The organism is Sphaerotilus sp. (genome assembly GCF_013299175.1).
Taxonomy (GTDB): domain Bacteria; phylum Pseudomonadota; class Gammaproteobacteria; order Burkholderiales; family Burkholderiaceae_C; genus Sphaerotilus.
Window position 1 is genome coordinate 26996 of sequence record NZ_JAAFKF010000028.1, and the last position, 11941, is coordinate 38936.

At 68.4% G+C, this 11941-nt stretch carries 11 protein-coding genes; 7 read left to right on the forward strand and 4 right to left on the reverse strand.

Annotation, left to right across the window (positions count from 1 at the left end; translation table 11 throughout):
* Positions 1-7: 7 nt before the first annotated feature.
* The 4 genes from QZW52_RS07080 (at position 8) to QZW52_RS07095 (ending at position 4712) form a co-directional block, all read left to right on the forward strand.
* Positions 8-1537: a UxaA family hydrolase gene (locus QZW52_RS07080; RefSeq protein ID WP_293996732.1), complete on the forward strand. Its 1530-nt coding sequence runs from the start codon at positions 8-10 to the stop codon at positions 1535-1537.
* Between the two features lie 34 nt (positions 1538-1571).
* Complete coding sequence (locus QZW52_RS07085; RefSeq protein WP_293996734.1) at positions 1572-2648, forward strand: Ldh family oxidoreductase; 1077 nt, start codon at positions 1572-1574, stop codon at positions 2646-2648.
* Between the two features lie 79 nt (positions 2649-2727).
* Positions 2728-3810 carry a TRAP transporter substrate-binding protein gene (locus QZW52_RS07090; protein WP_293996736.1) on the forward strand — a complete coding sequence of 361 codons (1083 nt, stop codon included), beginning with the start codon at positions 2728-2730 and terminating at the stop codon, positions 3808-3810.
* Positions 3807-4712: a DMT family transporter gene (locus QZW52_RS07095; protein WP_293996756.1), complete on the forward strand. Its 906-nt coding sequence runs from the start codon at positions 3807-3809 to the stop codon at positions 4710-4712. The genes QZW52_RS07090 and QZW52_RS07095 overlap by 4 nt, the downstream gene beginning before the upstream one ends.
* Positions 4713-4716: 4 nt before the next feature.
* On the opposite strand, the gene QZW52_RS07100 is transcribed toward QZW52_RS07095, so the two are convergent.
* The gene (locus QZW52_RS07100; protein WP_293996738.1) at positions 4717-5661 is read right to left on the reverse strand and encodes a DMT family transporter; all 945 of its coding nucleotides are present in this window, start codon (positions 5659-5661) and stop codon (positions 4717-4719) included.
* A gap of 62 nt (positions 5662-5723) precedes the next feature.
* Here QZW52_RS07100 and QZW52_RS07105 point away from each other — a divergent pair, with 62 nt between their 5' ends.
* Positions 5724-6707, forward strand: a complete 984-nt coding sequence (locus tag QZW52_RS07105) for a quinone oxidoreductase family protein (RefSeq protein ID WP_293996740.1) — start codon at positions 5724-5726, stop codon at positions 6705-6707.
* Here QZW52_RS07105 and QZW52_RS07110 read toward each other — a convergent pair whose 3' ends face one another.
* Together QZW52_RS07110 and lspA are read right to left on the reverse strand one after the other, a co-directional pair.
* Complete coding sequence (locus QZW52_RS07110) at positions 6708-7511, reverse strand: DUF2189 domain-containing protein (protein WP_293996742.1); 804 nt, start codon at positions 7509-7511, stop codon at positions 6708-6710.
* Between the two features lie 33 nt (positions 7512-7544).
* The gene (gene lspA, locus QZW52_RS07115) at positions 7545-8084 is read right to left on the reverse strand and encodes a signal peptidase II (RefSeq protein WP_293996744.1); all 540 of its coding nucleotides are present in this window, start codon (positions 8082-8084) and stop codon (positions 7545-7547) included.
* A gap of 522 nt (positions 8085-8606) precedes the next feature.
* On the opposite strand from lspA, the gene QZW52_RS07120 reads away from it, so the two are divergent.
* Together QZW52_RS07120 and QZW52_RS07125 are read left to right on the forward strand one after the other, a co-directional pair.
* Complete coding sequence (locus QZW52_RS07120; RefSeq protein ID WP_293996746.1) at positions 8607-9818, forward strand: hypothetical protein; 1212 nt, start codon at positions 8607-8609, stop codon at positions 9816-9818.
* Positions 9815-10501 carry a GNAT family N-acetyltransferase gene (locus QZW52_RS07125; protein ID WP_293996748.1) on the forward strand — a complete coding sequence of 229 codons (687 nt, stop codon included), beginning with the start codon at positions 9815-9817 and terminating at the stop codon, positions 10499-10501. Before QZW52_RS07120 ends, QZW52_RS07125 begins: the two co-directional genes overlap by 4 nt.
* Positions 10502-10517: 16 nt before the next feature.
* Here the strand turns inward: QZW52_RS07125 and dinB are convergent, their stop codons facing one another.
* The gene (dinB, locus tag QZW52_RS07130) at positions 10518-11780 is read right to left on the reverse strand and encodes a DNA polymerase IV (RefSeq protein WP_293996750.1); all 1263 of its coding nucleotides are present in this window, start codon (positions 11778-11780) and stop codon (positions 10518-10520) included.
* Positions 11781-11941 lie beyond the last annotated feature (161 nt).

Genomic DNA, 11941 nt, shown 5'->3' on the forward strand with positions numbered 1-11941 from the left:
CCACCCCATGAGCGCCGGCCCCGTCATCCGCATCCATCCCGGCGACAACGTCGTCATCGCCCGCGCGCAACTGCTGGGCGGCACCGTGCTGGCCGACGAGGGCGTGACCGTCTCCGGGCTGGTCCCGCCGGGGCACAAGGTCGCCACCCGCGCCATCGCGGCGGGCGAGCCGGTGCGCCGCTACGGGCAGGTCATCGGCACGGCGACCCAGCCGATCGCGCCGGGCCAGCATGTCCACACCCACAACCTCGCGTTCAGCGACTTCGCCCGCGAACACGCGGACGGGGTGGACGCCGTGCCGACCGCGTTCGAGGCGACGCCGGCGACCTTCGATGGCATCGTGCGGGCGGACGGCCGGGTGGCGACGCGCAACTACATCGGCGTGCTGACCTCGGTGAACTGTTCGGCGACGGTGGCGCGGGCCATCGCGGACCAGTTTCGCCGCGACATCCGCCCCGAGGCGCTGGCGGACTTCCCGAACGTGGATGGCATCGTCGCGCTGACCCACGGCATGGGCTGCGCCACGGCGAGCGACGGCGAGGAGCTGCGCGTGCTGCGCCGCACGCTGGGCGGCTATGCGCGGCACCCGAATTTTGCGGCGGTGCTGGTGGTCGGCCTGGGCTGCGAGACGAACCAGATCCAGGGCCTGATCGCGCAGGAAGGCTTGCAGGAAGGCGCCCGGCTGGTCACGTTCAGCATCCAGGATTCGGGCGGGACGGCGCAGACCGTGGCGCGTGGCGTCGCGCTGATCCGCCAGATGCTGCCCGAGGCGAACCGCGTGACGCGCCAGCCGGTGCCAGCGTCTCACCTCGTCGTCGGCCTGCAATGTGGCGGCTCGGACGGCTACTCCGGCCTGAGCGCGAACCCGGCACTCGGCGCGGCGGTCGATCGCCTCGTGCGGCATGGCGGCACGGCGATCCTGTCCGAGACGCCCGAAATCTACGGTGGCGAGCACCTGCTGACCCGCCGCGCCGTCAGCGTCGAAGTGGCCGACAAGCTGCGCGCCCGCATCTCGTGGTGGGAGCAGTACACCGCCCGCCACGCCATGCGCATGGACAACAACCCCTCCGCCGGCAACAAGGCGGGCGGGCTGACGACGATCCTGGAGAAGAGCCTTGGTGCCATCGCCAAGAGCGGCACGACGAACCTGGTCGATGTCGTCGAGTTCGCGCAGCCGGTCAAGGCGCACGGCCTCGTCTTCATGGACACGCCCGGCTACGACCCGGTGTCGGCGACGGGGCAGGTCGCGGGCGGCGCCAACCTGATCTGCTTCACGACCGGGCGTGGCTCGGCCTATGGCTGCGCGCCGTCGCCGTCGCTGAAGTTCTCGACCAACACCGCGCTGTGGAACCGGCAGGCCGAGGACATCGACCTGAACTGCGGCACCGTGATCGACGGCGCCGAGTCGGTGGACGCGGCCGGCGAGCGCATCTTCCGCCTCATGCTGGACGCCGCTTCGGGCCGCGCCACCAAGAGCGAGCAACATGGCTACGGCCAGAACGAGTTCGTGCCGTGGCAACTCGGCGCGGTGATGTGAAAACGAAGATCCGCGACGTGAACAAGGATTCCTGATGGTGCAACCGATCGCCGAGGGCAGCGTGTTCGTGCCCGCCGAGGACATCGCTGCGTGGGCGGTGCAGTGCCTGCAGGCGCTGGACCTGCGGCTGCCCGATGCCCGGCAACTCGCCGACAGCCTCGTGCAGACCAGCCTGTGGGGCGTGGACACGCACGGCATCGCCCGGTTGCCGCACTACTTCGACCGCATCTCTCGCGGCTCGATCCGGGCACGTCCGGTGCTGCGCATCGAGCGCACGGGCGCGTCCACCGCGCAGGTCGATGGCGACCAGGGGCAGGGCATCCTCGTCGCGCATTTCGCCAACCGGCTGGCGATGGACATCGCCCGTGAAACCGGCTTGGCAGCGGTGGGCGTGCGCGACTCGTCGCACTGCGGCGCGGTCGGCCTCTACGCCCGCGAGGCGGCCCGCGCCGGGCTGATCGGACTCGCCTTCACCCACGCCGACAGCATCGCTGCTCCGCACGGCGGCCAGCGCCCGTTCTTCGGCACCAACCCGATCGCCATCGCCTTCCCGCGTGCCAACGGCGAGCCGGTGTGCCTGGACATGGCGACGACCTCCATCCCATGGAACCGCGTGATGAACGCCCGCCGCGAGGGCCACACCCTGCCGCCCGACATCGCCATCGACGCCGCAGGCCAGCCGACCACCGACCCGAACGCCGCCATCGCCGTCACCCCGCTCGGCGGCCACGACTACGGCCACAAGGGCTACGCGCTGGCGCTGATGGTCGATCTGCTCAGCGGCCCGCTGCACGGCAATCCTTTCGGGCCGAACATTCCACCGATGTTCGGCGACCTCGACGCGCCGCGCCGCATCGGGGCGTTTTTCCTCGTCATCGACCCGATGCGCTTCGCGGGCGGGCCGATGCTGGCCGCCGTCGTCGAGCAGATGGCGCACGCGCTGGCTGCTGAACCCGGGTCGCCGCGCATGCCCGGTGACCCGGAACACGACTGCGAAGCCGAGCGCCGCTGCACCGGCCTCCCCATCGAGCCGCAACTGGCGCGGCAGATGCATGACTGGAGCGCGCGGCTGGGGGTGGCCTCGCCACTGCGTACTATGGCGCAGGGGTAACCCTCGTGGTCTTGCGGGGGGCGGGTTCCTAGAATCACCCTCAGCTTTCCCTACTCATTCAGGATTCAGGAGCCTTTGCATGGAACGTCGCAATTTCATTCGCCAAACCGGTCTGGCCGGTGTGCTCGCTGCGGGTGCTGCGCCCGCCATCGTCCATGCGCAGGCCAACATCCGCTGGCGCATGGCGTCGAGCTTCCCGAAGTCGCTCGACACGATCTTCGGCGCTGCGGAGGAGTTCGCCAGGCAGGTCAGCGCGATGACGGGTGGCAAGTTCCAGATCTCCACCCACCCGGCCGGCGAGCTGATGCCGGCGTTTGGCGTCGTCGATGGCGTGCAGAACGGCACCGTCGAGATGGCCCACACCGCGCCGTACTACTTCTTCGGCAAGGACGAGACCTTCGCGCTGGGCTGCGTCATCCCCTTCGGTCTGAACAGCCGCCAGATGACGGCGTGGATGTTCGAGGGCAATGGCCTGAAGCTGATGCGCGAGTTCTACAAGACCTACAACATCATCAACTTCCCCGGTGGCAACACGGGCGCGCAGATGGGCGGCTGGTTCCGCAAGCCGGTGACTTCGCTGGCCGACATCAAGGGCCTGAAGTTCCGCATCGGCGGTTTCGGGGGCAAGGTGATCGAGCGCATCGGTGGTGTGCCGCAGAACATTCCCGGCGGCGAGATCTACCAGGCGCTGGAAAAAGGCACCATTGACGCCGCCGAGTGGGTCGGTCCCTACGACGACCTGAAGCTCGGCTTCAACAAGGTGGCCCCGAACTATGCTTATCCGGGCTGGTGGGAAGGCGGCCCGCAGCTCGATTTCTTCATCAACCAGAAGGCGTTCGATGCGCTGACCCCCGAGTACAAGGCCATCGTCGAAGCGGCCGCGGCCTATGCCCATGTGGACATGCAGGCCAAGTACGACGGCCGCAATCCCGCGGCGCTGAGGACACTGGTGTCCGGTGGCACCAAGCTGTTCCGCTTCCCGAAGGACGTGATGGAGCTGGCGTTCAAGGAGTCGATGGCGATGTACGCCGAGCTGAGCGACAAGAACCCGCACTGGAAGAAGGTTTACGCCGACTTCACCAAGTTCCGTGCCGAACAGAACCTGTGGTTCCGCTTCGCCGAAGCCGGTTTCGACGACTTCATGCAGGCACAGAAGCTCTGAGCGCCGCGGCCGTTTCCGGCCGTCCGACACTCTGGCCCGGTCTGGCGTTCGCGCTGACCGGGTCGATTGCTTTTTCGGGCAAGGCCATCATCGTCAAGCTGGCGTACCGGCACGGGGTCGATGCGGTCACGCTGTTGATGCTGCGGATGCTGTTCGCGCTACCGCTGTTCGTGGCGCTGGCGTGGTGGTCCAGCCGCGACAAGCCGGCGCTGACGCGGCGTGACCTCGTGGCGGTGCTTGGCCTGGGATTTTCGGGCTACTACCTCGCGAGCTTCCTCGACTTCGCCGGGCTGGCCTACATCAGCGCCAGTCTGGAGCGGCTGATCCTCTACCTCAACCCGACGCTGGTGCTGTTCCTCGGCGTGGTGCTGCATGGCAAGCGGGTCACACGCCAGCAGTTGATGGCGCTGGGCGTGAGCTACGCGGGCGTGCTGGTGGTGTTCGGCCGCGAGCTGACCGACCTGGGGCCGCATGTGGGGCTGGGCGCGGCGCTGGTGTTCACCAGTGCGCTGAGCTATGCCATCTACCTCGTGCAGAGCGGGCAGGAGGTCCAGCGCCTGGGTGCGCTGCGGCTGACGGGGCTGGCGACCACGGTGGCCTGCGTGCTGTGCATCGGGCAGTTCGTGGTGCTGCGGCCGGTGGCGTCGGTGTTCGAGGTGGCGACGCCGGTGCTGTGGCTGTCACTGCTGAACGCCACGGCTTGCACCTTCGCGCCGGTGATCCTGGTGATGCTGGGCATCGAGCGGCTGGGGGCGGGGCTGGCGGCACAGACCGGGCTGGTCGGGCCGATGAGCACGATCCTGATGAGCGTGCTGGTCCTGGGCGAGCCGATGACGCCCTGGATCGTGGCGGGTACCTTGCTGGTGCTGGCCGGGGTGGCGTTGCTGGCGCGCTGGCGCTGAAGGGTCAGCGCCGCGAGGACACCAGGATGCCCGCCACGATCAGCGCGAACGCCACCGCGTGGTAGCCGTGTGGCGCTTCGCCGAGCAGGGCGGTGGACAGCAGCGCGGCGAACAGCGGGGTGAGGTTGGCGAAGATGCCGGCGGTGGTCGGCCCCACGGCCGCCACCGCCCGGCCCCACAGCGCGTAGGCGATGAGCGACGGCCCGACGACGATGTAGGCCACCGCCAGCCCCATCGCTGGCGACCACGCTGGCACGCGCGGCGACACCAGGGCCTCCAGCCCCGCCGCGCTGCCCGCCCACAGCACGCCGAACAGCGCCTGCACCAGCAGCGCCTCGTCCCAGGTCCAGACACGCCGCTGACCGTCCACCGCGACGATGTGCGGGCGTGCGGCGCCACGCATCGACGCCGGGGGCCGCGCCAGCAGCCAGCTATAGCCCGCCCAGCTTGCCGCCGCGGCCAGCATGCAGAGGTCGCCGCGCACGAACTGCACCTGCGCCAGCGTGGCCAGTTGCCCGCGGCCGATCACGGTGGCCACGCCGGTCAGCGACAGCGCTGCGCCGATCACCTGCGCGCGCCGTGGCCGCTCGGCGTAGAACACGGCGCCCACCAGCAGCATCCACAGCGGCATGCTCGCTGCGATCAGGGTCACGTTGATGGGGGTCGAGGTGGTCAGCGCGAGGTACTGCAGCGCGTTGTAGGCGCCCACCCCCAGCAGCCCCATGAGCGCCAGTGGCCGCCAGCGTTGCAGGATGTCGCGGCGGCGCTCGGCGGTGGCAATCGCCTGCCGACCCAGCCCCAGCAGCACCAGCACCACCACACCCCACCGGATCGCGTTGAGCAGCAGCGGCGGCACCTGTGCGACCGCCAGCCGCCCCACCACGGCATTGCCCGCCCAGAGCAGCGGCGGAAGGGTCAGCATGGCGATCAGGCGTGGCGTGAGGGTCATGGGCAGAGTGTCGCCCAATCCCGTAAGCTTTGCGTCTTTGCCGGACCACCAGGAGACTCCCCATGCCCCGCGCCATCCAGATCACGACTTTCGGCGACCCTGACGTGATGCAGCTCGTTGATTTGCCCGTGGGCGAACCCGGCCCTGGCGAGGTGCGCATCCGCCACCACGCCATCGGGCTGAACTTCATCGATGTCTACCAGCGCACGGGCCTGTACCCGAACGCCCTCCCGCTGGCGCTCGGCATGGAGGCGGCCGGCGTGGTCGAGGCGGTGGGCGCGGGTGTGACGCACCTGCTGCCCGGCGACCGCGTGGCCTACGCCAGCCAGCCGCCGGGCAGCTACTGCGAGGTGCGGGTGATGCCGGCCAAGTGCGTGGTGCAACTGCCCGACGGCATCGACTTCGAGACCGGTGCCGCGATGATGCTCAAGGGCATGACCGCCGCCTACTTGCTGAACCGCACGCAGCCCCAGGGTGGCCTGCAGCCCGGCGACTTCGTGCTGTTCCATGCGGCGGCGGGCGGCGTGGGCCTGATCGCCTGCCAGTGGGCGCGGGCGATGGGGCTGAACCTGATCGCCACGGCCGGCAGTCCCGACAAGTGCCTGCTCGCGCTGCAGCACGGTGCCACCCACGCCATCAACTACCGCAGCGAGAATTTCGCCGCCGGCGTGCGCGAGATCACCGGCGGACGCGGCGTGAAGGTGGTCTACGACTCGATCGGCAAGGACACCTTCGACGGCTCGCTCGACTGCCTGTCGCCCTTCGGTCTGTTCGCGACCTATGGCAACGCGTCCGGCCCGATCCCGCCGGTCAACCTGGGCATCCTCGGCGCCAAGGGTTCGCTCTACGTCACCCGCCCGACGCTGTTCACCCACATCGCCACCCGCGAGGGCACGCAGGCGCTGGCCGAGGAGCTGTTCGCGCGGGTCGTCTCCGGCGAGGTGAAGCTCCCGGTGTCGCAGCGTTACCCGCTCGAACAGGTCGCGCAGGCCCACCGCGACCTGGAGGCGCGCGCCACCACCGGCTGCACGGTGCTGACGCTGTGATCAGTCCGCGGCCGTGTCGTGGTCCTCGCACACGGTGGCGCGGTAGGCGTGCCAGCTCGCGTGGCCCACGACCGGACCCAGCAGCAGCAGGCCCAGGAACCACGGCAGCATCGCCACCACCACCAGCCCGGTGATCAGCAGCCCCCACCAGAGCATCACCACCTGCTGCGCCAGCACCAGACGCAGACTGGTCAGCCCGGCGGTGATGGCGTCCACCCGGCGGTCCAGCATCATCGGGATGCTCACCACGCTGACCGAAAAGATCAACCCGGCGAACACCGCGCCCACGCCGAGGTAGGTCACGGTGAAGCCGAGGTTCTCCGGGTCCAGCAAGGCCCGCAGCGAGCCTTTGAGGTCCGGCATCCCGTCGAAGCCCACGGCGAAGATCACCATCGCCGCCCGGCCCCAGAGCATCTCCAGCACCAGCAGCACGAAGCCGAAGATGGCCATCTGCCCGATGTGCGCGTCCCAGGCGGTCAGCGAGTCGCCGAAATCCGGCGCCAGACCACGCTCCAGACACATCGACACCTGGTACAGCCCCATGCACAGGAACGGCCCGACGAGCAGGAAGCCGGCCGACATCGCCAGCGTGTAGGCGGGAGCGTGTTCGTAGACCTTCAGCAGGGTCCAGCCCATCGCCATGAAGCACACGCCGTAGAACAGGCTGATCGCGGGGTGGGCGAGGTAGTCGTGCAGGCCCCGCATCAGCCAGCGCAGCGGGTCGCCGAGGCCCACCTGCCGCAGGCGCATGGGTGAGGCGCCCTCGGCCTCGGTCTTGCTGTCACGGCTGCTGTTGCGGTCCATGGCGGCTCCATCCCTATTCCTATTCCCATCCGGTCAACTGCGGCGCACCCGCCACAGCTCGTCCAGTATCAACCCGATCGCCCCCGCCGTGATGGCGCAGTCGGCCACGTTGAACGACGGAAAGTAGCCGCCGGGAAACAGCGGCGCCAGCGCATTCCAGTGGAATTGCAGGAAATCGACCACGTAGCCATGCCAGGCCCGGTCGATCACGTTGCCGATGGCGCCGCCCAGCAGCATCGCCACGCTGAAGCTGAACAGGCGCTGCCTGGCGTGCTGCTGGAGCATCCAGATGAACAGGGCCGACGCCGCCGCACCCAGCCCGATGAAGAACCAGCGTTGCCAGCCCGCAGCCTGGGCCAGAAACGAAAACGCCGCCCCGGTGTTGTGGACGCGCACGAGGTTGAAGTAGCTGGTGAGGGTCTGGCCATCGCCGAGCTGGAAGCGTTGCAGGACCAGCCATTTGGAGGCTTGGTCGGCCCCGATCACCAGCAGCGCAAGCACCAGCCACGGCGTCAGCGATGCCGAGGAGGACGACGACGACCGGGACAAGGAAGAGCGGGACTTTGAGCGCATCGGCAGGCTACCTGAGAGGGAGAGCGGAGAGGGAGATGTCAGGCCGGCACTGTAATCGTGAACGCTGACCCTGTCGGGGTCTGGTCGGGTCTGCCCGGGTGTGGTGGGGCAGGCGGCAGGATCGATTAGGTACCGATGCGGCTGCACACGCGGGCGGCGCGTGGGAGACTTGATTAGCAAAATATGAAAATTATTGCAAAATTATTTGCGTGAAATTTTGCTCGAATGGTGGATTGGTGTCCAATTGCCACACGGTGTCACCTTGCCCAAGAGCGCGGCGCATCGGCAAAGTACAGAACAAGGGCCGGGTGGGCAACACCCACCACCGGCAGACAGCGAAGAGGTCGTTCCGGCTTGCGCGGGGGGGTTGCAAGCACGGGATTGGCCAGACGATCCACCTACCGCAGAAGATTGCACTCGATGTCGGCTCTGGCGAAAAAACTGTTTTATTCCAAGCGATTCAACCGCTTGGCGGTGCGGGCGTATTCCGCCGTGCATCCGCCCCCGTATCGGCGGGCGAACATGGAATTCGATGCCGATGTCTGGAATGGCATTTGCACATTCCATTCCCACGACGGGCGCCAGATCGGGGAAAACAACAGCAACCCGGCGGTCTACAAGGAAGTGGTCGAGACCGAGCACAAGATCTGCAAATTCGAAGGCTCGCGCAACGGGTTGCCCATCAACGTGACGGCGCTGCGGCAGGTCATGGCCGTGTGGCCCGACGCCCTGCAGTTCACCACGATGCTGCGCAACGACTACATCCGCCGCCGCGGTCTGGACAGCGCCCGCCTGACCCTGTGCCAGGGCTACGTGTTTTCCAAGCTGGGCGCCGCCTACCCGGCCTATCTGGCGCGCAAGCGCAGCCGCCCCATCACGTCGCTGCCGGCGCTCGAAACCGCCTTCTTCACCCTGGGCGTCGGGCCGTTCATGGTGGTGCGGACCTTGATGGAGAAGGGTGATCTGTCGGTGCTGCGGGATGGCCCGCTCACCGCGACCGAACTCTACGAGATGGCCGACCGTTCCGGCACGCTGGTCTCCGCTGCCGGCAACGGTTGTGCTGGCAGCAAGAAACTCATCATCGATTATCTCGACGTGACGATGAACGGCACGTTTTCCAAGCCGCTGGATTCCGCCGAGGCCCGCCGCGCGGTGAATGCCATCGAGGATTGGGACGAGTTTTATGGGTATGTGTATGCCACGGCGCGGCTGGAGTTGCTGGTCCGGTTGACGCAATACCTGTGTGCGCAGTCCTTGTGGATGCTGCAGGCGCGCGATGCGCTGCTGAGCGACACGGAGCGGTCGCTGGTGTCGGCGTGTCTGGCCAAGTGCTACCACGACCCTGGCGAGGGCCTGGATGACCGCACGGTCATGGGCCATTGCATCCGGATCGTGCTGGCGTTGCTGGACGAGGTGGATTTTCCGCAGGCGCGTGCGGCGCTGGTGGAGGCAAACCTGGTGCATTCTGGCAACGGGGGCTACCTGCTGGATCAGGTGGGTGGGGACGCCCGCGTGTCGGCGGCGCGGCGGATGCGGCTGGTCACGGAATTGCTGCTTCCGTTCTGCAAGGACACCCTCGACGCCACGCACCGCGCGCTGCAACGCTTCACCACGCAGACGATCACGCTCGACGACGTGCAGCGCCGCGCCTGCGGACCTTCCCTGCAGCCGCTGCTGGCGATGCTGGAAACCCGTCCGGCGCAGCAGGGTACACCGGTGGGCGTGCCAGCATGAGCGGTGCGCCGACCACGCCGATGGACGTTCCCTTTGGCCCCAGCGGCACCGTCCTGCTGCGCAAGATGGTGCTCGACGAGGATGCGCCGCTGCTGCACGACTGGTTCAGCCGCGACTACGCCCGCTTCTGGGGGCTGCAGGGCAAGACGGTGGAGGAGATCCGCGAGAAGTTCGCCGAGATCGAAGCCAGCGGCACCTGCGACGTGGTCTTCGGCATCCTGGCGGCCACGGGCGAGCGGCTGTTCATGTTCGAGTCGTATGACGTGAACGCGGACGTGCTCAGCCGGCACTACCGCGTGCAGGCGGGCGACCGGGGCTTCCATCTGATGCTGGGGCCGGTCGAGAAGCCGCTGCCCGCCGCGGCCTATTACACCTTCCAGGCCATTGCGGCGTGGATCTTCCGCGACCCGTCCGTCCGGCGCATGGTCGGCGAGCCGGACATCCGCAACCGCAAGGTGCTGCTGCGCCTGGTGCAGGCCGGGTTTGCATTCGGCCGGGTGGTGTATCTGCCCTACAAGACTGCCGTGATGATCTACCTGTCGCGGGCGACTTTCGATCACGCACGCGGTCTGCCTCCACCGCCCGTGCCTGCGGCGTTGCAGATGGAGGGCTGGCGTCTGCGCTACCACCTGCTCGTCAGCCGCGTTGGTCGCCGCATCGGTCTGATCGAGCGCCACTGGTGAGGCGCCAGGCTCAGGCTCAGGTTCCAGTTCCGGTGGTGGACGCATCTTCGTCCGGGAACAGCGGCAGGGTGTGAGGCTGCGGTGCGGCAGAGGCCGTGGATGCAGCGGCGGCAGAAGATTCGATCTTCCGACTGTCTGGGCGCCCCCCGGCTTTCGACAACCCACCCACCCGCACCCCCAGCAGCCGCAGCCGCCGCCCCAGGTCCACCCGCTTCAGGCACAGCCCGCCGGCCCGCCGGATCGCCTCGGCCTGCGCGGTCGGGGCCGGCAGCGTCAGGTCACGGGTGATGATGCGGAAATCGTCGAAACGCAGCTTGATGCCGATGGTGCGGCCGACGTAGCCCTTGCGCTGCAGGTCACCGGCCACCTGCTCGCACAGGGTGGTGAAGATCACCCCCAGTGCGGCGCGGTCATGGCGGGCGTGCAGATCGCGGTCAAACGTGGTTTCGCGGCTCATGGAGACAGGCTCGCTGTACGTCACCACCGGGCGGTCGTCCAGCCCGTGCGCCGCCTGGTGCATCCACAGGCCGTGGCGGTGGCCGAAGTGGGTGACGAGCCAGTCGGGCGCGCAGGCTGCAAGTTCGCCGATGGTGTGAACGCCCAGTTCGTCCAGCTTCGTCCCCGCCTTCGGCCCGATGCCGTTGATGCGCCGCACCGGCAGCGGCCAGATGCGCGTCGGCACATCGCCCGCCATCACCACCGTCAGCCCGTCCGGCTTGTCGAGGTCGCTGCAGACCTTGGCCAGCAGCTTGTTCGGCGCCAGCCCGACCGAGCACGACAGACCGGTGGCGCGGCGCACGTTGTTCTTGATGTCCTGCGCCAGCGCCCGGGCGCCGCCGAGCGGGTCGTGGCCGACATGGTCACGCACGCGGGGCAGGTCGGTCAGCTCGATGTAGATTTCGTCGATGCCGCGGTCCTCGATGTCGGGCGCGAGTTCCGCCACCGCTGCCTTGAACGCCCGCGACAGGCGTCGGTATTCCTCGAAATCGGCGGGCAGCAGGATGGCCTGTGGTGCCAGCGCGGCGGCCTTCATCAGCCCCATGCCGGAGTGGACGCCGCGGGCGCGGGCCTCGTAGGTGGCCGTGGTGACCACACCTCGCCCGACGTAATCACCCAGCCGTGGCCAGTCGCCGTCGAACTCCGCTGCCCGCGCCCGGCTGCCGCCCACCACGACCGCCTGCCCGCGCAGCTCCGGCCGGCGCAGCAGCTCGACCGACGCATAGAAGGCGTCCATGTCGAGGTGGGCGACGAGGCGCGGCGGTGGCGTGGGGGCGGACATCGGCACAATTGTGAGGGCCGGGGCGAGGTCAGCACCATCGGTCGCAGACGCGGCCCGGCGGCGTCCCTAGAATGCGCCCATGATCTCTCGCGAACCCACCCTCGAACGACTGGCCACGGCGCGCCGGTTGCTGCTGGACCCGTTTGGCCTGACCGAGGCCA

Bases quoted from the DNA above. Each gene is read 5' to 3' on its own strand.
- QZW52_RS07090 (WP_293996736.1), top strand. From the start codon at position 2,728: ATGGAACGTCGCAATTTCATTCGCCAAACCGGTCTGGCCGGTGTGCTC.
- QZW52_RS07125 (WP_293996748.1), top strand. From the start codon at position 9,815: ATGAGCGGTGCGCCGACCACGCCGATGGACGTTCCCTTTGGCCCCAGC.
- QZW52_RS07105 (WP_293996740.1), top strand. From the start codon at position 5,724: ATGCCCCGCGCCATCCAGATCACGACTTTCGGCGACCCTGACGTGATG.
- dinB (WP_293996750.1), bottom strand. From the start codon at position 11,780: ATGTCCGCCCCCACGCCACCGCCGCGCCTCGTCGCCCACCTCGACATG.
- lspA (WP_293996744.1), bottom strand. From the start codon at position 8,084: ATGCGCTCAAAGTCCCGCTCTTCCTTGTCCCGGTCGTCGTCGTCCTCC.
- QZW52_RS07080 (WP_293996732.1), top strand. From the start codon at position 8: ATGAGCGCCGGCCCCGTCATCCGCATCCATCCCGGCGACAACGTCGTC.
- QZW52_RS07085 (WP_293996734.1), top strand. From the start codon at position 1,572: ATGGTGCAACCGATCGCCGAGGGCAGCGTGTTCGTGCCCGCCGAGGAC.
- QZW52_RS07120 (WP_293996746.1), top strand. From the start codon at position 8,607: ATGGAATTCGATGCCGATGTCTGGAATGGCATTTGCACATTCCATTCC.
- QZW52_RS07100 (WP_293996738.1), bottom strand. From the start codon at position 5,661: ATGACCCTCACGCCACGCCTGATCGCCATGCTGACCCTTCCGCCGCTG.
- QZW52_RS07110 (WP_293996742.1), bottom strand. From the start codon at position 7,511: ATGGACCGCAACAGCAGCCGTGACAGCAAGACCGAGGCCGAGGGCGCC.